The organism is Streptococcus sp. 151470009-6 (assembly GCF_053628175.1).
The window spans coordinates 126,159-147,740 of record NZ_JBSEZF010000001.1 but is presented as its reverse complement, the minus strand read 5'-3'; the positions used below and the strand labels follow the sequence as shown (position 1 = coordinate 147,740).

23 protein-coding genes are annotated in these 21,582 nt (G+C 41.3%); 7 read left to right on the top strand and 16 right to left on the bottom strand.

Annotated elements, in window-relative coordinates:
- The first annotated feature begins 25 nt into the window (after positions 1-25).
- Positions 26-637 carry a peptide deformylase gene (gene def / locus ACUW6H_RS00745; RefSeq protein ID WP_247929557.1) on the top strand — a complete coding sequence of 204 codons (612 nt, stop codon included), beginning with the start codon at positions 26-28 and terminating at the stop codon, positions 635-637.
- A 44-nt stretch (positions 638-681) separates the two neighbouring features.
- Positions 682-1,410, top strand: coding sequence for a 23S rRNA (guanosine(2251)-2'-O)-methyltransferase RlmB (gene rlmB / locus ACUW6H_RS00740; RefSeq protein ID WP_000855729.1), 729 nt, complete (start codon positions 682-684; stop codon positions 1,408-1,410).
- Positions 1,411-1,645: 235 nt separating this feature from the next.
- On the opposite strand, the gene trxB is transcribed toward rlmB, so the two are convergent.
- The 7 genes from trxB to ACUW6H_RS00705 all read right to left on the bottom strand — a co-directional run bounded on the left by trxB (position 1,646) and on the right by ACUW6H_RS00705 (position 6,000).
- A complete protein-coding gene (gene trxB, locus ACUW6H_RS00735) occupies positions 1,646-2,557 on the bottom strand; it encodes a thioredoxin-disulfide reductase (RefSeq protein ID WP_096407749.1) in 912 nt (303 codons plus the stop codon).
- A 65-nt stretch (positions 2,558-2,622) separates the two neighbouring features.
- Positions 2,623-2,847 carry a DUF4059 family protein gene (locus ACUW6H_RS00730; protein ID WP_247929554.1) on the bottom strand — a complete coding sequence of 75 codons (225 nt, stop codon included), beginning with the start codon at positions 2,845-2,847 and terminating at the stop codon, positions 2,623-2,625.
- Positions 2,848-2,924: 77 nt separating this feature from the next.
- Positions 2,925-3,668, bottom strand: coding sequence for an amino acid ABC transporter ATP-binding protein (locus ACUW6H_RS00725; RefSeq protein WP_268705429.1), 744 nt, complete (start codon positions 3,666-3,668; stop codon positions 2,925-2,927).
- A complete protein-coding gene (locus ACUW6H_RS00720; protein ID WP_454359280.1) occupies positions 3,668-4,468 on the bottom strand; it encodes an amino acid ABC transporter permease in 801 nt (266 codons plus the stop codon). Before ACUW6H_RS00720 ends, ACUW6H_RS00725 begins: the two co-directional genes overlap by 1 nt.
- 156 nt (positions 4,469-4,624) lie before the next feature.
- Entirely contained in the window at positions 4,625-4,981 is a 357-nt protein-coding gene (locus tag ACUW6H_RS00715) for an arsenate reductase family protein (RefSeq protein ID WP_268705430.1), read from the bottom strand.
- A gap of 12 nt (positions 4,982-4,993) precedes the next feature.
- Positions 4,994-5,509, bottom strand: coding sequence for a methylated-DNA--[protein]-cysteine S-methyltransferase (locus ACUW6H_RS00710; RefSeq protein WP_268705431.1), 516 nt, complete (start codon positions 5,507-5,509; stop codon positions 4,994-4,996).
- Entirely contained in the window at positions 5,506-6,000 is a 495-nt protein-coding gene (locus ACUW6H_RS00705) for a GNAT family N-acetyltransferase (protein WP_268705432.1), read from the bottom strand. The genes ACUW6H_RS00710 and ACUW6H_RS00705 overlap by 4 nt, the downstream gene beginning before the upstream one ends.
- Positions 6,001-6,134: 134 nt before the next feature.
- Here ACUW6H_RS00705 and ACUW6H_RS00700 point away from each other — a divergent pair, with 134 nt between their 5' ends.
- Together ACUW6H_RS00700 and trhA are read left to right on the top strand one after the other, a co-directional pair.
- Positions 6,135-6,581: a DUF1836 domain-containing protein gene (locus ACUW6H_RS00700; protein WP_454359276.1), complete on the top strand. Its 447-nt coding sequence runs from the start codon at positions 6,135-6,137 to the stop codon at positions 6,579-6,581.
- Positions 6,578-7,225, top strand: coding sequence for a PAQR family membrane homeostasis protein TrhA (gene trhA / locus ACUW6H_RS00695; protein ID WP_001097972.1), 648 nt, complete (start codon positions 6,578-6,580; stop codon positions 7,223-7,225). The genes ACUW6H_RS00700 and trhA overlap by 4 nt, the downstream gene beginning before the upstream one ends.
- A 19-nt stretch (positions 7,226-7,244) precedes the next feature.
- Here the strand turns inward: trhA and pdxT are convergent, their stop codons facing one another.
- The 3 genes from pdxT to nox form a co-directional block, all read right to left on the bottom strand.
- The gene (gene pdxT, locus ACUW6H_RS00690; RefSeq protein WP_454359273.1) at positions 7,245-7,826 is read right to left on the bottom strand and encodes a pyridoxal 5'-phosphate synthase glutaminase subunit PdxT; all 582 of its coding nucleotides are present in this window, start codon (positions 7,824-7,826) and stop codon (positions 7,245-7,247) included.
- The gene (pdxS, locus tag ACUW6H_RS00685; RefSeq protein ID WP_096408872.1) at positions 7,827-8,702 is read right to left on the bottom strand and encodes a pyridoxal 5'-phosphate synthase lyase subunit PdxS; all 876 of its coding nucleotides are present in this window, start codon (positions 8,700-8,702) and stop codon (positions 7,827-7,829) included.
- A gap of 151 nt (positions 8,703-8,853) precedes the next feature.
- Positions 8,854-10,233: a H2O-forming NADH oxidase gene (gene nox, locus ACUW6H_RS00680; protein WP_096407767.1), complete on the bottom strand. Its 1,380-nt coding sequence runs from the start codon at positions 10,231-10,233 to the stop codon at positions 8,854-8,856.
- Between the two features lie 307 nt (positions 10,234-10,540).
- Between nox and ACUW6H_RS00675 the strand changes: the two genes are divergently transcribed.
- Genes ACUW6H_RS00675 through ACUW6H_RS00665 form a run of 3 tightly spaced genes read left to right on the top strand, consistent with a single transcriptional unit; the run spans position 10,541 to position 13,356 of the window.
- A complete protein-coding gene (locus tag ACUW6H_RS00675) occupies positions 10,541-11,455 on the top strand; it encodes an FAD:protein FMN transferase (RefSeq protein WP_454359271.1) in 915 nt (304 codons plus the stop codon).
- Between the two features lie 33 nt (positions 11,456-11,488).
- Complete coding sequence (locus ACUW6H_RS00670) at positions 11,489-12,094, top strand: NADPH-dependent FMN reductase (RefSeq protein WP_000915929.1); 606 nt, start codon at positions 11,489-11,491, stop codon at positions 12,092-12,094.
- 17 nt (positions 12,095-12,111) lie between these two features.
- Positions 12,112-13,356 (top strand): NAD(P)H-dependent oxidoreductase, encoded by a 1,245-nt coding sequence (locus tag ACUW6H_RS00665; protein WP_096407772.1) that lies wholly within the window; start codon positions 12,112-12,114, stop codon positions 13,354-13,356.
- Positions 13,357-13,437: 81 nt separating this feature from the next.
- Here the strand turns inward: ACUW6H_RS00665 and ACUW6H_RS00660 are convergent, their stop codons facing one another.
- The 6 genes from ACUW6H_RS00660 to ezrA all read right to left on the bottom strand — a co-directional run bounded on the left by ACUW6H_RS00660 (position 13,438) and on the right by ezrA (position 21,542).
- Positions 13,438-13,695 (bottom strand): DUF896 family protein, encoded by a 258-nt coding sequence (locus tag ACUW6H_RS00660; RefSeq protein WP_000371301.1) that lies wholly within the window; start codon positions 13,693-13,695, stop codon positions 13,438-13,440.
- 42 nt (positions 13,696-13,737) lie between these two features.
- Positions 13,738-15,774 carry a glycine--tRNA ligase subunit beta gene (gene glyS / locus ACUW6H_RS00655; protein WP_096407775.1) on the bottom strand — a complete coding sequence of 679 codons (2,037 nt, stop codon included), beginning with the start codon at positions 15,772-15,774 and terminating at the stop codon, positions 13,738-13,740.
- Between the two features lie 259 nt (positions 15,775-16,033).
- Positions 16,034-16,951 carry a glycine--tRNA ligase subunit alpha gene (glyQ, locus tag ACUW6H_RS00650; protein ID WP_000038733.1) on the bottom strand — a complete coding sequence of 306 codons (918 nt, stop codon included), beginning with the start codon at positions 16,949-16,951 and terminating at the stop codon, positions 16,034-16,036.
- Between the two features lie 446 nt (positions 16,952-17,397).
- A complete protein-coding gene (locus tag ACUW6H_RS00645) occupies positions 17,398-18,240 on the bottom strand; it encodes an aldo/keto reductase (protein ID WP_096407777.1) in 843 nt (280 codons plus the stop codon).
- Positions 18,241-18,320: 80 nt separating this feature from the next.
- The gene (gene pgdA, locus ACUW6H_RS00640; RefSeq protein WP_454359266.1) at positions 18,321-19,712 is read right to left on the bottom strand and encodes a peptidoglycan-N-acetylglucosamine deacetylase PgdA; all 1,392 of its coding nucleotides are present in this window, start codon (positions 19,710-19,712) and stop codon (positions 18,321-18,323) included.
- Between the two features lie 102 nt (positions 19,713-19,814).
- Positions 19,815-21,542, bottom strand: coding sequence for a septation ring formation regulator EzrA (gene ezrA / locus ACUW6H_RS00635; RefSeq protein WP_454359264.1), 1,728 nt, complete (start codon positions 21,540-21,542; stop codon positions 19,815-19,817).
- Positions 21,543-21,582: the final 40 nt, after the last annotated feature.

The following is a 21,582-nucleotide window of genomic DNA, read 5'->3' as shown; positions in this document are numbered from 1 at the left end:
TGTAGAGGTAATGAAAGGAGAGAAAATGTCTGCTATAGAACGTATTACAAAAGCTGCTCATTTGATTGATATGAACGATATTATCCGTGAGGGAAACCCTACTCTACGTGCGGTTGCTGAGGAAGTGACCTTTCCATTGAGTGATCAAGATATCATCCTTGGCGAAAAAATGATGCAATTCCTCAAACATTCTCAGGATCCTGTTATGGCTGAGAAAATGGGACTTCGTGGTGGTGTTGGCCTTGCTGCTCCCCAGCTGGATATCTCAAAACGTATCATTGCTGTTTTAGTGCCAAATATTGTGGAAGAAGGTAAAACTCCAGAGGAAGCCTACGATTTGCAAGCCGTTATGTACAATCCGAAAATCGTATCCCACTCTGTTCAGGATGCTGCCCTTGGCGAAGGAGAAGGTTGCCTATCTGTTGACCGTAACGTACCAGGCTATGTTGTCCGCCATGCCCGTGTCACTGTTGATTACTTTGACAAGGACGGCGAAAAACACCGTATCAAGCTCAAAGGCTACAACTCTATCGTTGTCCAACATGAAATTGATCATATAAATGGAATCATGTTCTACGATCGTATCAATGAAAAAGATCCATTTGCTGTTAAAGATGGTTTACTGATTCTGGAATAAAGAAAATCCCGTTGCAAGACGGGGTTTTGTGTTATAATAGAGGCATGAAAACAAATGATATTGTCTATGGCGTCCATGCCGTTACTGAAGCCCTCCTTGCAAACACTGGAAACAAACTCTACCTCCAAGAAGATCTAAGGGGTAAGAATGTTGAGAAAGTCAAGGAACTGGCTGCTGAGAAAAAAGTCTCCATCTCTTGGACCTCAAAAAAATCCCTCTCTGAAATGACCGAAGGTGCTGTCCATCAAGGATTTGTCCTTCGAGTTTCCGAATTTGCCTATAGCGAGCTAGATCACATTCTTGCCAAAACGCGTCAAGAAGAAAATCCTTTGCTTCTGATTCTGGACGGATTAACTGATCCTCACAACTTAGGTTCTATCTTGAGAACTGCTGACGCGACCAATGTTTCAGGAGTCATTATCCCCAAACACCGCGCTGTCGGTGTAACTCCTGTTGTTGCCAAAACGGCTACTGGGGCTATTGAGCACGTACCGATTGCTCGAGTGACCAATCTCAGTCAAACTTTGGATAAACTCAAGGATGAAGGCTTCTGGACCTTCGGAACAGATATGAACGGTACCCCTTGCCACAAATGGAATACAAAAGGGAAAATCGCCCTCATCATCGGAAATGAAGGAAAAGGCATCTCGAGCAACATCAAAAAACAGGTCGATGAAATGATTACCATTCCTATGAATGGACATGTTCAAAGTCTCAATGCCAGTGTGGCTGCAGCCATTCTCATGTACGAAGTTTTCCGAAACCGACTATAAAAAAGTTTCCAGTCATCTGATTGGAAACTTTTTTATGATTATACTCAATGAAAATCAAAGAGCAAACTAGGAAGCTAGCTGTAGACAGCTCAAAGCACTGCTTTGAGGTTGTAGATAAGACTGACGAAGTCAGCTCAAAACACTGTTTTGAGGTTGTGGATAGAACTGACGAAGTCAGTACCCATACCTACGGCAAGGCGAAGCTGACGTGGTTTGAAGAGATTTTCGAAGTGTATTAACTATGTTCGGTGATAAACTTGTAGGCTTCTTGACCTGCGATAGCCCCATCTCCAACTGCTGTTGTCACTTGGCGAAGGTCTTTCTGGCGAACATCTCCAACTGCAAAGATGCCATCAACGCTAGTTTTCATGTGATTGTCTGTTACGATCCAGCCTGCCTGGTCTTGGATATTCAAATCCTTAACAAAATCACTAACAGGGTCCAGTCCAACATAGATAAAGACACCTCCGAAGGCTTGCTCTGTCACTTGACCAGTTTTTACATTTTCAAATACAACTGACTCTACTCGGTTTTCACCTTTGATTTCCTTAACTACAGAGTCCCAGATAAAGTTGACTTTTTCATTAGCAAAGGCACGGTCTTGCAAAACCTTTTGGGCACGAAGTTGGTCGCGACGGTGAACAATAGTGACAGACTTGGCAAAGCGTGTCAAGAAGAGAGCTTCTTCTACCGCTGAATCTCCACCACCGACTACGAGCAAGTCTTGGTCACGGAAGAAAGCTCCATCACAGACCGCACAATAGGAAACGCCTCGGCTATTTAATTCTTCTTCTCCAGGAACATCTAAAAGACGGTGTTTAGAGCCAGTTGCCACGATGACAGTACGGGTTTCATAAACTTGGTCATCAGTGATTACCTTCTTATAGTCAGCATGATCTTCAATCTTTTCAACAAACCCATAAAGGTGCTCCACTCCAAGATTTTCAAGTGGTTCAAACATTTTTTCAGCCAATTCAGGTCCACTGATATTGGCATAACCTGGATAGTTTTCAATATCAGATGTGTTGTTCATTTGCCCGCCTGGCAGACCACCTTCAATCAAAGCCACTTTCAGATTACTTCGAGCAGCATATAAGGCAGCTGTCATTCCCGCAGGTCCAGCACCAATAATAATCGTATCGTACATTTCGATTCCTTCTTTCTTGTTGTAACTATCTTTATTCTAACTGTTTGAAGTTTATTTAGCAAGTATTATGCTCTGAAAACTAAAATGAGACTCATGATGGCAAAGGATAATACTGGAATCACCAAAACCCCGATCATAATCATATCATAGAGATGGGCTTGACGGGCCTTGGCTGTCTTGTCCACACCAGACATAGCTCGCAATCCAATCCAAATTCCTAAAGAAATCACGACGAGAATGGTCGTTAAGATCAAACTCTCGAAATATAAAGAAAATAGTTGCAGTAGCATGATCTCTCTCATTTCTATCTTTTTTAAAGAGTAAACTCAGCTAGTCCAACTAACTGAGTTTTCCTTTTACTATTATATCAAATATAAGTCCGTTTGTAACTAGCGAAGAATTCTTTTGTTCGTTCTTCTTTCGGATGATTGATGATTTCATCCGGTGTGCCAGACTCGATGATTTTCCCTTTATCTAGGAACAAAATCTTATCTGCCACTTGGGCTACAAAAGACATATCGTGACTAACCAAGATCATGGTTTGACCAGACTTAGCGGCATCTGCAATAGATTTTTCCACTTCTCCGACCAATTCTGGATCAAGAGCTGATGTTGGTTCGTCCAAGAGCAAGACGTCTGGTTTCATAGCGAGGGCACGCGCTAGGGCAACCCGTTGCTTTTGCCCACCTGACAAATGGCGAGGGTAATGTTGCTCCTTATCAGAAAGACCGACCTTAGCCAACTCTTCCTTGGCGATTTTGGTTGCTTCCTCATCTGATAATTTCTTAACAACAACCAAGCCTTCCTTGACATTGTCAAGGGCTGTTCGGCGTTCAAATAAGTTGAACTGTTGGAAAACCATGGACAACTTGCGACGAAGGGTCAAAATTTCCTCTTGGCTAATCTGAGAAAAATCAACTTTAAAATTGTCAATCTGGATGGATCCGCTATCTGGAGTTTCAAGGTAGTTCAAACTACGAAGAAAGGTTGATTTCCCAGCTCCAGATGAACCAATCAAGGCTACAACTTCTCCCTTTTGGATATCCAAGTCCAGATGATCCAAGACAGTCTGACCTGAAAAGGATTTGCTTAAATTCGAAATCTTAATCATTAACGAAGGTCTCCTTTCACATCTGTAGTTACTGTATCCGGCGCAGAAATTTGCATTTTCTTCTCGATAAAACGACCGAGGCTTTCGATTCCGATATTGACTACCCAGTAAACAAGGGCTACGGAGATGAATCGCTCAAAGTAACGATAATCAGCTCCACCCAAAATCTGAGCCTGAGCAAAAACTTCGACAACACCCGCACTAAAGGCTAGAGAAGTTCCCTTGGTCAAACCAATGAGGGAATTGATCAAGGTTGGAGTAGCTACCACCGCTGCATTAGTAATAATGACACGACGATAAACTTGCGCACGGGTCATCCCCAGACTGCGTGCCGCTTCAATCTCACCAGGATTGACAGAAAGGATGGCTGCACGAATGGTTTCGCTGGCATAAGCTGCCTCATTAAAGGCAAAAGCTACAATAGCAAAGGTTGCTGCTGGAATCGCATTGATATTAAAGCTGGTTCCCCATTGTTGATTGAGGGCTTTCAGAGCAAGTGGAATCCCGTAGTAGGTCAACATAAGCTGAACCAAAATCGGTGTCCCTTTTAAAAAGCTGACAAAAAAGGCTTGTAAAGGATATAAAATCTTAACACGGTTGATTTTAACAATGGCAAAAACCAAGGCTAGCACCAAACCAAAAATCGCACCACTAAGCGTCAACATGATAGTTGTAGGAAGTTGTTGGACAATTCTTGGAATCCCATCAAAAACCGAACGCAAGCTAAAGAGCTTACCGTCTGGAATCAGCTGCATCAAGCTCTGGTACCAATCTGATGCTAAAAGTGTTGTAACAGTCATAAAAACATCCTCTCCTGATAATGATTCATTCTACCATACTTCTGCTCCCAAGCAAATTATTTGCTACGGGTAAAGCAGACTTTGTCTATCTTATAGTTTATCACACTTTAAAACAGGGAAGCTATATATTTTACCTATCAAGAAGATAGATAAAAACTATCTCAAACCTAAGTTCTCATAGGTTTTTCTATAGCCAATTTGTTTAACAGCACCATTCTCCACCAAAATTGGACGTTTCAATAACATGCCATCACTCGCTAGAAGCTTGGCTGCTTCTTGTTTTGACAAGCTTCCCACCTTATCTTTTAGGCCTAGTTCACGATATTTAATCCCGCTGGTATTGAAAAATTGTTTCACTTCAAAACCAGAAGTTTCTAGCCAGTTTAAAATAACTTCTTCACTTGGTGTTTCTTCTACAATATGAATATCTTGATAGTCAAGTCCGAGTTGGTCAAGTTCATTCTTTGCTTTCTTACAAGTTGAACATTTTGGGTATTCGATAAATTCTAACATCTTCTTTTCTTTCTATTTTTTATTTTCTTGAAATGCTGCACCTTCATGCTGCAAGAGCCAGGCTTTCTTTTCGACTCCAGAAGCATAGCCTGTCAGACGATTGCCTGCACCCAGCACTCGATGACAGGGGACGAGGATGGACCAGGGATTACGCCCCACTGCTCCGCCAATAGCTTGGGCAGAATTCACCTGCAAGTCTTGAGCTATTTGACCGTAAGTCACTGTTTGACCATAAGGAATGCCTTGCAAGTAGGTCCATACCCGCTTTTCAAAATCCGTTCCAATGGGAGCCAAAGGTAAGTCAGATAGATCCTGAACACTGCCTTCGAAATAGGTATCTAAATAGGAAATAACTTGCTCTAATACAGGATGGCTACCAACTTCTTCTATCGTTTCATCCCCTAATCCCCTCTCAAAATGAGTTTGGTCCTGCACCCAAATCCCAAACAAATATTGCTCATCAGCAACTAAGGACAAGGTTCCAATTGGCGATAAGTAGAGCATTTTTGAATACTTTTTCTGCGTCATTTTTTTAATTTCTGATAGGCCAAGCGTTCTCCATCAACTGGAACCTTACCGACCTGACTAAATCCAAGCTTTTCAAAGATATGCTGCATGGCCTTGTTTTCTACATGCGTATCTGAACGAAAATCTAGGTAATCAAATCCTTCAATCAAGCCTTCTAGGAAAGTCTGAGCAACTCCCTGCCCTTGGACATCTGCTGCCACAGCGATACGGTGAAAGACCAGATATTCTGATTCTTCCCCATGCCAACTTCCTTCATAAATGGCTTCATAGGCTTCCTCTGGGCTCTTGGTCACAGCAGCATAGGCTAACAGTTCTCCCTCTTCCAAGGCCACATAGGCTTGACCAGAGATGATATCATCAATAATGATGTCGGCATTTGGATAGTCATTTTGCCACTGGTCACTACCAGACTTGGCTAAACACTTTTTGGCATCCTCCATCACCTGCATAATCGCATCTACTTCGTTTGGAAAAGCTAAACGAATCTCCATCTCTTCCCCTCATTTCTAACTATTTTCTCTCATCATAGCATAATTTAAAGCTTTCTACAAGCAGTTGAAACTTGACTTTTGTTTGTTATTATTTTATAATCTAGTTATTAAAACTAGATATAAAGGAGTTGGAAATGAATTCTATCTTTTCCTACCCAAAATGGGAAGACATTCCAAACATTGACCTCTATCTGGATCAGGTTTTACTTTATGTCAATCAAGTCTGTGCTCCTATCTCTCCAGATAAAGACAAGGGGCTAACAGCATCCATGGTCAATAACTATGTTAAACATGGTTACCTGACAAAGCCTGACAAGAAAAAATACCAACGCAAACAGATTGCCCGTTTGATTGCCATCACCACTCTCAAGTCTGTCTTTTCGATCCAAGAAATCGCTCAGACACTGAATAGTCTACAAACTCAAGCTAGCTCAGACCAGCTCTACGACGCTTTTGTGGACTACATGAACCATGGGATTGATCCAGAAAATCCTATTATCCAAACCAGCTGTCAAACGGTTAAACTCTATCATCAAACTCTAGACTTAATCCTTAGCAAAGAAGAGGAGAAAATCCAATGAACACCAGCCTAAAGCTCAGTAAAAAACTTAGTTTTGGAGAGGAAATTGCTAATAGCGTGACCCATGCTGTGGGTGCCGTTATCATGCTCATCCTACTTCCTATTTCATCCACCTATAGTTATGAAGCACATGGATTTTTATCGTCTTTTGGCGTTTCTATCTTTGTTATCAGTCTCTTTCTCATGTTCCTCTCGTCAACCATTTACCACTCTATGGCCTATGGTTCGACCCACAAATACGTCTTGCGAATCATCGACCATTCTATGATTTATGTGGCTATCGCAGGCTCTTATACGCCAGTCGTCTTGACTTTGATGAATAACTGGTTTGGGTATCTGATTATTGCCATTCAATGGGGAACGACCATCTTTGGCATTCTCTATAAAATCTTTGCTAAAAAGGTTAATGAGAAATTCAGCCTTGCCCTTTACCTGATTATGGGCTGGTTGGTTCTAGCTATCATTCCTGCCATTATCAGTCAAACAACGCCAATTTTCTGGAGTCTCATGGTAACTGGCGGACTCTGTTATACAGTTGGAGCTGGATTTTACGCTAAGAAAAAACCTTATTTTCACATGATTTGGCATCTCTTTATCCTAGCAGCATCTGCACTCCAATACATCGCGATTGTTTATTACATGTAAAAAAGTTGAGAATCTTTTCTCAACTTTTTTCTTTACACATATTGATAAAGTACTGGTGCAAGCGAGCATCATCTGTTAACTCTGGATGAAAAGAGGTCACCAGCATATTTTTTTCTTGAGCTGCAACGATTTGGTCGTCTAGGGTTGCTAGGATTTCAACACCCTCTCCAAGACTACTGATAATTGGTCCGCGGATAAAGGTCATTGGAATCTTGCCAACTCCCTTACATTCTGCCTCTGTATAGAAGCTTCCCAGTTGGCGGCCATAGGCATTGCGTTCAACCACTATATCCATGGTTCCAAGATGACTTTCTTCCTGGGAAGTGATTTCCTTAGCCAGCAAAATCAAGCCTGCGCAAGTACCAAAAACGGGAAGACCAGATAAAATGGCTTCTCGGATTGGAACCAGCATCTGCTGGTCACGCAAGAGTTTGCCCATGGTTGTAGATTCCCCACCAGGCAAAATCAAACCGGACAAGTCACTCTGACGTTGTTGAAAATCATCTAAATTTCTGATTTCAACACTAACAACACCTAACTTTTCTAGCACTTTAGCATGCTCTTCAAAGGCACCTTGCAAGGCTAATATTCCGATTTTCATCTATTTTCCTCGCTCAGCCATGAGAATTTGGATTTCATTCTCATTGATACCAACCATGGCTTCCCCAAGATCTTCTGAAATTTGTGCTAAGATTTGTGGGTTTTGGTAATTGGTTACGGCTTTGACAATGGCACTTGCTCGTTTAACAGGGTCTCCTGATTTGAAAATACCTGAACCGACAAAGACGCCCTCTGCTCCCAATTGCATCATCAGCGCAGCATCTGCTGGCGTTGCAACGCCTCCAGCTGCAAAGTTTACAACTGGCAATTTTCCATGTTCATGGACATACTGAACCAATTCAATAGGGACTTGCAAGTCTTTGGCAGCAACATAGAGCTCGTCTTCACGTAGGTTTTGAATGCGGCGAATTTCCTGATTCATCATACGCATATGGCGAACGGCTTGAACAATGTCTCCTGTACCGGGTTCTCCTTTTGTACGAATCATGGAAGCTCCTTCAGCGATACGACGCAAGGCTTCACCCAAGTCCTTAGCTCCACAGACAAAAGGAACTTGGAATTCCTTCTTGTCCACATGGAAACGGTCGTCAGCTGGAGACAACACTTCACTCTCATCGATATAGTCAATCTCAATAGCCTCTAAAATCTGAGCTTCTACAAAATGTCCAATTCTAACTTTGGCCATCACTGGAATGCTCACTGCTTCTTGGATCTCCTTAATCATCTTTGGATCACTCATACGGGAAACACCACCAACTGCACGAATATCAGCCGGAATCCGCTCTAAGGCCATAACAGCTGCCGCACCAGCAGCCTCTGCGATACGAGCCTGTTCAGGGTTCTGCACATCCATGATAACACCGCCCTTAAGCATCTGCGCCAAGTTTTTATTTAGTTCATAACGATTTTCAGTCATTTCTTTATCCTCATCATTTGTATTGGTAGCTACCATTTCATTTTAAGCCAGAAAAGAATGAACCACAAGATAAAAAAACAATAATTGTATGGGTACAGATTAATTAAAAAACTATCTGACCTTAACTTAAGGCCAGATAGCTCAGCTATTGTTATTTTTCAGCTGTAAGTGCAGCCATTGTGATGTAGTTGTAAGGTTTGTTAAAGTGTGGCAAGAAGAATAGGTCTGTCAAAGCCAACTTGTCAATTGTCACATGTTCTTGGATAGCAAGTGAGAACATATGAATTCCCATGCTGATAGCAGAATCACGTGATACCATTTGAGCACCAAGAATTTCGCGACTGTCTTTATCAAAGACAATCTTGATGGCAACTTCATGGTTGTCGTGCTTCATAAATTCTGGTTTTTGAAGATCGTTAAAGCCTGTTTCAGTTGCGTTGTAACCAGCAGCTTTAGCTTTTTCAAGAGTCAAACCAGTTGAAACCATGTGCAGACCGTAGATTGAGATACCGTTTGATCCTTGTACACCGATTCCTTCAAGTTCGTGTCCACAAGCGTTGTAAGCACCAACGATACCAGTACGAACAGCGTTTGAAGCAAGCGCGATGTAGCTAGTGTCTTTACGAGCGTTGTCATAAACAGTCGCACAGTCACCTACTGCATAAACACCTGGAATTGATGTTTCTTGTTTCTTGTCTACAAGGAAGGCACCGTTACGGAAGAGTTCAATCTTACCATCAGCAAGAGCTGTGTTTGGACGGAAACCAACTGCAAGAACAACCATATCCACATCAAATGTTTCTTTGTCTGTTACCAAGCGTTCAACTTTACCATCACCTTGGATAGCTTTTACTGTTTGACCAAGTGCCAAGCGGATGTTGTTGTCTTCCAAGTTCTTCGCCATCATTTGAGTGAAGTCTTTGTCGTAGTAGCCGTTCAAAACAGTGTCTACGATATCAACAAGAACAACTTCTTTTCCAAGACGTTCGAAAGCTTCAGCAAGTTCAACACCGATATAACCACCACCAACAACTGCGATGCGCTCAAGGTGTTTGCTCTTGTCAGCAAGTTTTTCGATAACTTCTTCTGCGTTTTGGTACAACTTAACAAATTGAACATTTTCAAGTGTTGCTTTGAATTCGCGGTTGCCCTTAACGATTTCAACACCTTCGATTGGAGGCAAGATTGGAGTTGAACCAGTCGCAAAGATCAATTTGTCATAAGACTCTTTATGTTCTTGACCTTCAACTTCTGCTGTCACAACTTTATTGTCATAGTCGATTGAAAGAACAGGTGAGTTCATGTAAACTTTTGCACCCTTAGCTTCCAATTTTTCTTTATCAGAGTAGAACAAGCCTTCAGCTCCGTCGATTTGTTCCCCGATCCAAAGCGCCATTCCACAACCAAGGAATGAAATATTTGAGTTTTGGTCAAATACAACGATTTCATTTTCATGTCCAAAATTGTCCAACATAGTATTGATACATGCTGTACCAGCGTGGTTAGCACCAACTACAACGATTTTACTCATAGAAAATTTCCTACCTTTAATTTAAAATTTACCTTTCTAGTATAACATTTACTGTTAGCGTTTACAAGGTATTTGCTTAGAATTCTCTTATTTTAAGCAATTTTAAGTTTTATTATATTATTTTTTTTGAGTTTCTATCTTTTTTTATATTTTTTGAGCATATTTCTTGACTTTTTGTTAAAATTTATTTGTGAAAACGCTGACTTTATGTTATGCTAGAAACATGGAAATAAAATGTAAGGGGTTCAATTCTCGTAAATTTAACCTAGCTTGAATATTTCCTCTGAAGAAGAAAGGAGTTGGTAGCTTGCCTCTTCGTTCACGTTCTGAACGACTCATGGGAACAACTATCACGATTTCATTAGTAGATGAACAGGCAGATTGCCTGCTTCAAGGAGCCTTTGATTTACTCAGAGAGCTCGAGTACCGCTTCAACGCCAACAGTCAAGAATCCGAATTGATGGAGATCAATCACCAGGCTGGAATTGCTCCGGTCAAGGTCCATCCTGACTTATTTGAACTGATTGCTCTTGGGTTAGAACATAGTCTAGCTCCATCTAGCCATCTCAATATCAGTATTGGTCCCTTGATTCAAACCTGGCGAATCGGTTTTTCAGATGCTCGACTCCCCGAGCTAAACGAAATCGAAGCTGTCTTGCCTCTAGTTGACCCGCATTTTATCAAGTTAGATCCAGCTAGCTCTACTGTATTTTTAGAGAAAAAGGGAATGAAACTTGATTTAGGTTGCTTAGCTAAAGGCTATAGTGCAGATAAGGTTGCTCAGTATTTAAAAGTACACGGAGTCACTTCTGCCTTGATCAATCTCGGAGGAAATATCCTCACCATCGGGAACAATCAAGCCAAAGAAGGGAAAGACTGGCAAATCGGTATTCAAGATCCACGAAATCCTCGTGGCAATCATCTCCTAACCATTCCTGTTTCTAACAAATCCGTCGTCACTTCTGGTATCTATGAACGCCACATGACAATAGACGGAGAAGACTATCACCATATTTTTGATAGCGAGACAGGATTCCCTGTCGAAACAGAGCTCGCTAGCCTAACGATTATCTCAGATAAATCCGTCGATGGTGAGATTTGGACAACCCGCCTATTCGGAGAACGTAGCGCTTCTATCCTCTGGCAAGTCGAAAGTTTAGATGGCATCGAAGCCATTCTCATCGACAAAGAGGGGAACCTTACATGTTCTTCAGGCCTTTAAATTTGTATTATGTAAAAAGAGAAAGGAAATCTCATGCTAAAACTTATTGCCATTGTTGGAACGAACTCTAAACGTTCTACAAACCGCCAATTGCTCCAATACATGCAAAAACACTTCGCCGACAAGGCTGAGATTGAACTTGTTGAAATCAAGGATATCCCTGTTTTCAACAAACCAGCAGATAAACTTCTTCCTGCTGAAATTCTTGAAATTGCGGCTAAAATTGAAGCATCTGATGGTGTCATCATCGGTACCCCTGAGTACGACCACTCAATCCCTGCAGTTTTGATGAGCGCTCTTGCTTGGCTATCTTATGGTATCTACCCACTTTTGAACAAACCAATCATGATCACTGGTGCTTCTTACGGAACTCTTGGTTCATCTCGTGCTCAATTGCAACTTCGTCAAATCTTGAACGCTCCTGAAATTAAGGCAAATGTTCTTCCAGATGAATTCTTGCTTTCTCACTCTCTTCAAGCATTTAACCCAAGTGGTGACTTGGTTGACCTTGATGTCATCAAGAAATTGGATGCCATCTTTGATGACTTCCGTATCTTTGTGAAGATTACTGAGAAATTGCGCAATGCGCAAGAATTGCTTCGCAAAGATGCAGAAGAATTTGACTGGGAAAATTTGTAAGATAGGAGACCGAAAGAATGAAATTTGTTGGACTTGTTGGATCAAACTACGATCAATCATATAACCGCAAACTCTTGGAATTTATTCGTCGTAATTTCAAATTCAAATTTGAATTAGAAGTTCTTGAAATCGACGAAGTTCCAATGTTTAACCAAGACGAAAAATGGGACGAAAGCTTCCAATTGCGTTTCTTGTATAACAAGATTACACGTGCTGATGGTGTCATAATTGCGACTCCTGAGCACAACCACACTATCTCAGCTTCTCTCAAATCTGTACTTGAATGGCTTTCATACGAAGTTCATCCATTTGAAAACAAACCTGTTATGATTGTGGGAGCATCATACTACGACCAAGGGACTTCACGTGCCCAAGTTCACCTTCGTAAGATTCTTGACGCTCCTGGTGTCAATGCCTACACACTTCCAGGTAATGAATTCCTTCTTGGTAAAGCCAAAGAAGCTTTTGATAACAATGGAAACATCACCAACGAAGGCACTGTTAAATTCCTTGAAACTTGCTTAGATAACTTTGTAAAATACGTAGGAGTCGTTTCGAAATTGAAAAAACCAAAACCAATCGAACCAGAAGACTTGGATTGTGGAAAACCAATTGCTACAACCATTACAGAAGTTGACCCTGATGATCCAGAATGGGTAGAAAAAGTTGCAGCAATCACTGGGGCTGTTTCTGGTGATACCTATGTCAAATTGGACCACGGTATCCTGACAGTTAACCAAATCGATATGTTCTTGAAAGCTATGCCATTTGAATTGACATATGCTGATGATAACAACCAATTCCTCTACTACAACAACGCTCACCAAGATCCAGACACCATGTTTGCTAAACGTGTACCACCTCAATCAGGTAGCCGTATGTCAACTGTGCATGGTTCTCTTCCGCCAGCACGCATGAAAAATGTAGAGTGGGTTATCGGAACACTTCGCAACGGAAACCAAGAATACGTCCGTACGATCGTTCCAGGTTCTCCTGCAGGTGTCATCAACACACACAACTACCAAGCAATGTACTATCCTGATGGATCATACGCTGGAATCAATGAAATCGTCTTTAACTTCCAACCATGGCTTGACTGGTACCTAAAAGAAACGGGTCAACGTTTGGTGGGTGGTAGCGGATCATTTGCTCCTGCAGCTGGAGGTCATGGAGACGCCGATGCTACTTCTGGCGCTTCTGATTCAGGTGATGCTGGAGGCCACGGTGGTGACGCAGACGCTACTTCTGGTGCAAGCAACTAAGAAACCAAAAAGGAGCCAGGTGGCTCCTTTTTTATTACAACAGAAAAGGGGCTTGTAAATCATCTACAAACCCCTTTCGTTTTATGAGTTAGGATCATCTAAACTACGGCCGTGTAAACCTTTTTCACGTTGTACTTGGCGTAGTTTTTCTGGTGTGACGTCATTTCCTTCTTCGTCGACAATTTTGATTCCTTCAATGTGGTGGCGAACAGAACGACGATAGCCTTCAATATACTCCTCACGAAGTTTAGCTTGTTCCACTTTTTCAGCAGAAGTTAAGCCTTCTGTTTTTTTCTTTTTAGCAAGCTCGTTAATACGATCAATTTTTTTAGGATCCATGTTTCTCTCCTTTATGATAAGATTTAATCCGTTTACCAGATTTTATTTGGTATTGATTTGGTTGAAACGTGCAAGTTTAGCTGCTTTCTTGGTTAATTGTGACAAGATTGCCAAACGATTTTGACGGATAGACTGATCTTCAGTCATTACCATGGTATTCTCAAAGAAAGCATCAATAACTGGACTAAGCGCAAAGAGTTGTTCTAATTGCTGGCTTGCAGTTCCTGATAAAACTAATGATTCTACTGCCTCCGCCAAAGCTTTCTCTTCTTCATTCTCAAAGAGAGCAGGATCAACCGTGTCAGAACCTTCTGCCTTCTCAGCCAAGTTGAAGGCACGGGAGAGGGATTCAACAGACGATTTGAAATCTTCTTTCTTGCTTGCTTCGACAAGAGCACTTGCTGCTTCTAGCATATCTGCCACAACAAAGTTCGAACTTGCAAGAACTGCTTCCTTGATATCTTTTGGAGTAGAACCCATCATCTTATCAACACGAGCCTTGATAAAGTCCATGACCTCTGCTTTATTTGCATAAGTCAAGCTGTCAAATTTCAAACTGTAAAGGCTATCAATCAGCTCATCCATAGCAATATGCCAACCAAAAGCATCCAAGATACGAACCACACCTTGCGTCGCACGACGAAGGGCATAAGGGTCGTTAGAGCCTGATGGAATCAAGCCTACTGAGAAGAAACTCAAAATCGTATCCAATTTGTCTGCAATGGCTAGAATGGCTCCGACCTTACTCTCTGGAAGTTCGCCTTCGGCAGCTGTCGGCATATAGTGTTCACGAATAGCAGCTGCAACTGCTGGAGTTTCTCCAGCAAGAAGAGCATATTTCTCACCCATAATTCCTTGGAGTTCATCAAACTCACCAACCATACCCGTCAACAAGTCAAACTTGTAAATGGCTGCTGCACGCGCTAGGTCAACTGTTTCATCCACTGACAAACCAGCTTTTTCTGCCAAGAGAATGGCAATCTGACCTGTACGAATCATGTGTTCACGAAGAGAACCAATCTTTTCGTGGAAGGTGACGTTGTTTAATTTTTCAACAAGGTCAGAAATAACCAATTTTTGGTCTTCACGCCAGAAGAATTCTCCGTCTTCCAAACGGGCTACCAAGACTTTTTCATTTCCTTTGATGACATTTTCCAAATGCTCTGCGTTTCCGTTACGAACTGAAATGAAGTTTGGTAAGAGTTTACCGTCTTGATTACGAACAACAAAGTAGCGTTGGTGTTCCTTCATCGAAGTCACCAAAACTTCTTCTGGAACTTCAAGGTATTTGGCATCAAAACTACCCATAAAGGCAGTTGGGTATTCAACCAAGTTCAAGACTTCGTTCAGCAAGTCCGTATCAATTTCGATACCTACACCATGTTTTGCCTCAATTTCCTTGATTTGGTCAACAATCATTTGCTGACGTTCACGTGGATCCGTGATTACAAACTGTGCGCGAAGGTCTTCTTCGTAGCTCAAAGCTGACTGAATCTTAGTTTCTTGTCCCAAGAAACGATGGCCACGGCTTACACGACCGCCCTTGATATCAAGGAAATCCAAGTCAAACTCTTCTTCATCTAAAAGAACAGTTAAAGTGTGAACAGGACGGATGTATTCAAAGGTATTGTTAGCCCAGTGCATGCTGACAGGGAATGTCAGTGACTTCAAGACATCTACAACACCTGGAACAATTTTCTCAACTGGTTGACCCACTTCTTCCTTGGTAACATAGACATATTCTTCACCCTTGATTTCACGGAATTCGATGTCTTCAACTGTCAAGCCTTTTCCACGGACAAATCCTTGAGCTGCTTTGGTGAAGTTTCCATCACTATCCAAGGCAATTTTCTTTGCTGGACCCTTGAAATCTTCTGTCAAATCAGACTGTTTGTCTGCAAGACCAGTCACACGAACAGCCAAACGACGTGGCGTTGAGAAGGTTTGAATGTCTTCAAAGGACAGGCGGTTTTCCTTGAGGAAGGCTGCCATTTTTTCACCTAGTTGTTTTTCACTTGGAGTTACTACGTAGGCTGGTAACTCTTCAAGACCGAGTTCTACTAATAAGTTTTTTGTCATGTTTTTTCCTTTACATTTTCTTCAATCTTTTTTGATATGCACCTTAGGTACTGGGGACGCCGCTAACTAACTTTGTGAGTCTGTATGGAAATCTGATGCTAAATTGATTAAGATTTCCAACAGTCTCATCAAAGTGGATTTAGCTGACTGATTTTTGAACCTAAGGTTTCAAAAATCCCCACATAACAGTACAGCGGTGCATAACCATCTAGCAAGTCTTCGACTTGCCTCTAACGATTTTAGAGCACAGTATTACTCACTATTCTGCGTCTTCTGCTAAGAGTTTAGCTCGTGTTGCTTCATCTAAAAGTGGGTAGCCTAGGCGTTTGCGTTCTGCGACAAAGGTTTTGGCTACGACACGGGCCAAGTTACGGATACGAGCGATATAGCCCGCGCGCTCCGTTACAGATACGGCCCCACGCGCGTCCAGCAGGTTAAAGGTATGTGAACATTTGAGAACATAGTCATAGGCAGGGTGAACCAAGCCCTCTTCCAAGGCACGACCAGCTTCTTTTTCAAACTTATCAAAATTTTCTAGCAACATTTCTTGATCAGAAATTTCAAATGAATATTTTGAATGCTCATACTCAGGCTGGATGAAGATTTCTCCGTATTTAACACCATCAGCCCACTCGATATCATAAACAGAATCCACTTCTTGAATGTAAGAAGCCAAGCGTTCTAAACCATAGGTAACTTCCGCAGTCACAGGGCCAGTTGCCAATCCACCAACCTGTTGGAAATAAGTGAACTGCGTGATTTCCATACCATCAAGCCACACTTCCCATCCAAGACCAGCTGAACCAGTTGATGGATTTTCCCAGTTATCTTCAACGAAGCGAATATCATGTTCCAATGGATTGATACCCAATTTTTCCAAAGACTCAAGGTAAAGCTCTTGGATATTTGATGGAGAAGGTTTCATGACCACTTGGAATTGGTGATGTTGGTAAAGACGGTTAGGATTTTCCCCGTAACGACCGTCAGCGGGACGACGTGATGGCTCTACATAAGCCGCATTCCATGGCTCAGGTCCGATAGCACGAAGGAAGGTATAAGGACTCATTGTCCCCGCACCTTTTTCATTGTCATAAGCCTGCATAAGCATACAACCTTGGTCATTCCAAAATTGTTGCAAAGTCAAAATAATCTCTTGAAAGGTTAGTTTTTTGGACATGTTTTACTCCATTTTCTATAATTTCTTGCGACACGAGTCTGCCTTGTCAATTATACGAGGCAAGACGAGTTAGTACTGCGTCTAGCTCAGGCACTCTAGTGCTGAGCGTGGGGCAGTCCGACTGTAAGGAGGTCTCTGCCACTGACGCAGTGGAAAGTCAATTTTTTAGACATTGTTTACTCCTTGTTATTAATTCTTGAGACTTTGGATACAAAAAGAACCGTGTCTTTACTCCTAAGTCTGTGACCTAGGGGCGTCAGAAACGCGGTTCCACCCTAATTTATTACTTCATTGTTTTTAAAAATACGACAGAAAGCGCCAGTTTCTTAGTTTGTTCTACTTGGCTCCCACTGTCCCAAGCTCGCTTGAAGAACGCCATAAGACTTTCTTTCCTGTTGAATATTATATCAGAAAGGCAAGAAATTTACAATTCTTTTTCTTACTTTCTAAAAATCCATCTCATCCACACGAGGTGCGCCCGAAGTCACTGAAATTGTCTTTAAGACTTCTCGCTCGTCTTTGCTGAGTTCAATTTCAAAACAGTCAAGATTGCTCTGGATGCGAGAGGCTGTCACTGACTTAGGTAGGGGTAAAAATCCTTCTGCCAAGCTCCAAGCCAAGGCAATTTGAGCAACTGATTTCCCATGCTTAGCAGCAATTTCTTGGACTTCTGTCTTGTCAAACAACTCCCCTTGCCCAAATGGTCCCCATGCCTCTAAGAGGATTCCTTTCTCTTTACAGTAGTCAACCACTTCCTCCTGATAAACTCCTGGTGCCAAGCGTACCTGATTGACCGCTGGGATGATTCTTGCTGTCTCAAGTAAGTCATCCAAATGATGGGGAAGGAAATTACTAACGCCGATAGCACGAATTTTACCTTCTTGGTACAGGTCCTCCATCGCTCTCCAGACATCGGCATTGCGAGTTTTCCATTCGTCATTTTCTCTTAAAGGTTTTGGATTTGGCCAATGGATAAGGTACAAATCTAGATAATCCAATCCCAATTTTTCCATTGATTGCTCAAAAGCATGTCGAGCTTCATCATAGCTGTGATTGGTATTCCAGAGTTTGGTCGTTACAAAGATTTCTTGGCGAGGAATACCGCTATCTCGAATAGCGCGACCAACACTCTCCTCATTTTTGTAGATAGCTGCAGTATCGATATGACGATAACCAGCCTTCAAGGCTTCCAAAACAGCTTGGTAGGCTACTTCTCCATTTTCAGCTTTCCATGTTCCAAATCCTAGTACAGGAATTGAAACTCCATTATTAAGGGTGTAAGATTTCATCATTTTTCCTTTCTATGTGAAGAAAATCTAAAGAAACAAAGGCTGATTACCAGAACACTTGCTCCTTTAGATCTTGAAGATTATTGATCACGGTCATAATACATTTCGTGAGCCTTCAAGCGAGAGTTGAGCAATTCGGGAACGGTCACAAATGTATACCCTTCACCCTTTAAATACTCAATAACACTTGGTAGAGAATTAACAGAAGGACCATGGATATCATGCACGAGGATGATGGAACCATTGCGAACCTGACGTTGTATCTCTGTTAAAATAGCTGTTTCATTCTTACTCTTCCAGTCCAAACTATCCACATTCCACATGATAAAGCTCAAGTCCAGACTGTTACGGATATCATCTGTAATGGCACCATAAGGAGGGCGCATGAGTTTAGAACTCGAACCTAGAACTTGGGTTAACAAATCTTCTGTGTCAGCGATTTGCTTTTTAGCATCTTCGAGAGATAGTTGGGAAAGGACAGGATGACTCCAGCTGTGGTTGGCAACCACATGCCCCTCAGACTTCATCCGTTTAAGGATGTCTTCATTGCCAGCGATGTTTTTACCAAGTACAAAGAAGGTCGCCTTTACTTTGTACTTAGCTAATGTATCCAAAGCTTGTGTAGTTGTAGACGGATTTGGACCATCGTCAAAGGTCAAAGCCACAACTTTTTTGTCTTTTTGTGCAAAGTAAGCTTGATAGAGTTCAGCATCTTTTTCTAATAGATAAGAGGACTCCAAAACATCAAAGAAACTGGATATCGGTAGAGCAATTTCCTCCAAAGTCTCCCCTGGATTAGGAGGATAAAGGATGATTTGACTATCTTTATAATCAAAGCTCCATGATGCCAGATCTTGGTCTGTAAAGTTTTTTAGGACCTGATCAATTTTTGTCTGGTCGAGTTTCTTATCTTCTAGAGTTGATTTGATTTGACTCAATAGGAGTTCCTTAGCCTTACTAGCATCTTTGAAAAGTCTACTGAGATCAAAAGTTTTTCCATCTTCTGTCAAGAAAATTTTTCCTAAAGACGTCTTTTCTTTTTCTTCAACCTTTGCTGCAGACAAATCGTAAACTTGCTTACTAATATTACGCGCAAGAACTCCCTTTAGAACCTGATCCAACTGCTCCGTATAATAAAAGACCAAATCCTCTTTATCTTCTAACTTTTCCTTGATGTCTTGGTTGATTTTTTCTCTAACAGACGCAATGACTTCCTCTCCTTGAAGAGGATAGTAGGCAATCACCTCAGCTTGGCCTTTTCGGAAATGGTCTCTCTGACTACCTGAGTTGAATTGTTGGTCCTTTTCGCTTTTTAGCGCTTCAATTTTTTGTTCATAAGATTGCTTTTGTAGCAGCTTATAACCAATGGCGCACCCTAAAAGAATCATAGAGATTCCTAAAATCCCTACAAAAGCAAGAAGTATACTTCTCTTTTTATCGTGAGACACACGTTTTGCTCTATTTTTTTTCATATTTCCATCATAACAAATCAGGGCTATTATTTCAATGATAAACAAGAATTCTGACTTCTTTTTAGAAAAATAAAAAAGCTTAGAAGTATCTAAGCTTTTCATTTAGAAACGAATCGTTTCACGTGTTTTCTCATATGAGGTCACAAAACGGTTTGTAACTCCTGGTTCTGCAACTTCCAAGGCTTGCGAAATCTTTTCAAATGATGTTTTATAGTCAAAGTCTTTCTCAAAAATTTCAAGCGCTTCATTGAAAGCCTCTTGGATACGTTCATCAAATGAACGGTAACGGTTTGAGTATTGCAAGAGTTGCTCAGTCAAGGTTGCATATTGAACAATATCGTAGGTTTCTGTTTCAAGTGCTTCCATATCATTGGTTGCGACTTCAAGAATTCGTTTAACGGATTCAATATTCACTTGTGGTTGTTCTAACTCTGCCATCAAATCCTCTGTGTTGTGGCTTGCAGTAAAGAAGAGTTTCAAGAAACTTTGAGGAATACCTGGCAAGTTTCTCTTCTCCATGTATCGTTTAATAGTATGCAAACGATTCACAAATACATTTGCTTTTTGACGAGCGTTGAGGTCGTCTTTTTCGATTTGGGCAAGTCGTTCGCTCACAGAGATTTGCTCATCTTCAATATCTTTGAGGTTGCTTTGCAGCATTTCCAACTGTTCTTCAAGTACAGAGAAGGCTTGAGTTGGCTCACCTTGGTCCTCTGTTACCTCTAAGATAGCTGTATCAAGTGCTGCTAATTCTGCTTGAAGGCGGCGAACATGGTTTCCATCACTTTCTGGAAGAAGGTAGGCTTTGTTCAAACGTTCAAGATCTTGAACTAGAACTTGGTTGTTTTCTTTCAGGTGATTGAGGTAAGTTGGCAATGTTGAAAGAAGACTTTCAACTACTTTTTGAGCTGCAATTTCGCGAGTGAAGATATCATAAAGTGCATTGATTTCTTCTTGGATGCGATTATTTTCATACTCAGCATTATCCAACTCCAACTGGCGGATGTTTTCTTGATTTTCCTTTAAGGCTTCATACAAAAGTTGGAAACGTGACTCGATATCTGTTTCAGTAAAGTGGAAGTTGGCATCCAACAGCTTGCGATAGCCTTCTTCCAAATCTGACAACTGATCTGGTAAGTCTGTTGTCAATGTTTCAACTAGAGCCGGAATACGATCAACGATGTGAGTTAAAGCAAGAATATGGTTTTCCGTAGCATCTAGAATAGCTGCTGCTTCAACTGGGTCACCTGATGAGTTCAAGGTAACAAATTGAGAAAATTCTGATTGGATGTTTTCCAATTGTTTCTCAATCTCAGGAAGGGCTTTTCCATATTTTTCTGAGTTTTCTGCAACAGTGTGCTGAAGTGTTTCAAACAAGTCCAAAGCGTGCAAGACACGACCACTGTTTTTAGATTCTTGTTTTTCAAGTTCTGAGAGGGCATTGCGAATAGCTGCAATGTCTTCTTCGATCAAGTCGATTTGGCTCTCAATTTGATCAATTTTGTGTGTTGCCTTAAAGAAACGGAAAGAATTGTTGTAGCTTTCAGCTTCAAAGAGATGGTTTTCAATATCAGCAAATGAGTTCAGTGATAAATCGACCCATTTTTGATTCCATTCACGGAAGGTTACCTGACTTTGACCAATCAAGTGCATGTTTTTAACGGCTTCAACCTCGTCATTAACTGGGAGGTTGTAGAGTTCTTCTTTTCTTTCTTCAAGGGCCGTTAATCGACTTACATTACGCTTACGTAAAAAGATAACTGCTACATAAGCTAGGATCAAAATGACTGCAATCGCAACCATTAGATAAATTAATTGTCCATTAGACATATCAAACTCCTTTTATACTAGAAACAATCGTAATGATTAT

Bases quoted from the DNA above. Each gene is read 5' to 3' on its own strand.
- rlmB (WP_000855729.1), top strand. From the start codon at position 682: ATGAAAACAAATGATATTGTCTATGGCGTCCATGCCGTTACTGAAGCC.
- pdxT (WP_454359273.1), bottom strand. From the start codon at position 7,826: ATGAAAATCGGAATATTAGCCTTGCAAGGTGCCTTTGAAGAGCATGCT.
- ACUW6H_RS00645 (WP_096407777.1), bottom strand. From the start codon at position 18,240: ATGAAATCTTACACCCTTAATAATGGAGTTTCAATTCCTGTACTAGGA.
- ACUW6H_RS00715 (WP_268705430.1), bottom strand. From the start codon at position 4,981: ATGTTAGAATTTATCGAATACCCAAAATGTTCAACTTGTAAGAAAGCA.
- ACUW6H_RS00725 (WP_268705429.1), bottom strand. From the start codon at position 3,668: ATGATTAAGATTTCGAATTTAAGCAAATCCTTTTCAGGTCAGACTGTC.
- ACUW6H_RS00705 (WP_268705432.1), bottom strand. From the start codon at position 6,000: ATGGAGATTCGTTTAGCTTTTCCAAACGAAGTAGATGCGATTATGCAG.
- ezrA (WP_454359264.1), bottom strand. From the start codon at position 21,542: ATGTCTAATGGACAATTAATTTATCTAATGGTTGCGATTGCAGTCATT.
- ACUW6H_RS00730 (WP_247929554.1), bottom strand. From the start codon at position 2,847: ATGCTACTGCAACTATTTTCTTTATATTTCGAGAGTTTGATCTTAACG.
- nox (WP_096407767.1), bottom strand. From the start codon at position 10,233: ATGAGTAAAATCGTTGTAGTTGGTGCTAACCACGCTGGTACAGCATGT.
- ACUW6H_RS00720 (WP_454359280.1), bottom strand. From the start codon at position 4,468: ATGACTGTTACAACACTTTTAGCATCAGATTGGTACCAGAGCTTGATG.
- pdxS (WP_096408872.1), bottom strand. From the start codon at position 8,702: ATGACTGAAAATCGTTATGAACTAAATAAAAACTTGGCGCAGATGCTT.
- ACUW6H_RS00665 (WP_096407772.1), top strand. From the start codon at position 12,112: ATGAAATTTGTTGGACTTGTTGGATCAAACTACGATCAATCATATAAC.
- ACUW6H_RS00670 (WP_000915929.1), top strand. From the start codon at position 11,489: ATGCTAAAACTTATTGCCATTGTTGGAACGAACTCTAAACGTTCTACA.
- glyS (WP_096407775.1), bottom strand. From the start codon at position 15,774: ATGACAAAAAACTTATTAGTAGAACTCGGTCTTGAAGAGTTACCAGCC.
- trxB (WP_096407749.1), bottom strand. From the start codon at position 2,557: ATGTACGATACGATTATTATTGGTGCTGGACCTGCGGGAATGACAGCT.
- trhA (WP_001097972.1), top strand. From the start codon at position 6,578: ATGAACACCAGCCTAAAGCTCAGTAAAAAACTTAGTTTTGGAGAGGAA.
- glyQ (WP_000038733.1), bottom strand. From the start codon at position 16,951: ATGTCCAAAAAACTAACCTTTCAAGAGATTATTTTGACTTTGCAACAA.
- pgdA (WP_454359266.1), bottom strand. From the start codon at position 19,712: ATGAAAAAAAATAGAGCAAAACGTGTGTCTCACGATAAAAAGAGAAGT.
- ACUW6H_RS00710 (WP_268705431.1), bottom strand. From the start codon at position 5,509: ATGACGCAGAAAAAGTATTCAAAAATGCTCTACTTATCGCCAATTGGA.
- def (WP_247929557.1), top strand. From the start codon at position 26: ATGTCTGCTATAGAACGTATTACAAAAGCTGCTCATTTGATTGATATG.
- ACUW6H_RS00700 (WP_454359276.1), top strand. From the start codon at position 6,135: ATGAATTCTATCTTTTCCTACCCAAAATGGGAAGACATTCCAAACATT.
- ACUW6H_RS00660 (WP_000371301.1), bottom strand. From the start codon at position 13,695: ATGGATCCTAAAAAAATTGATCGTATTAACGAGCTTGCTAAAAAGAAA.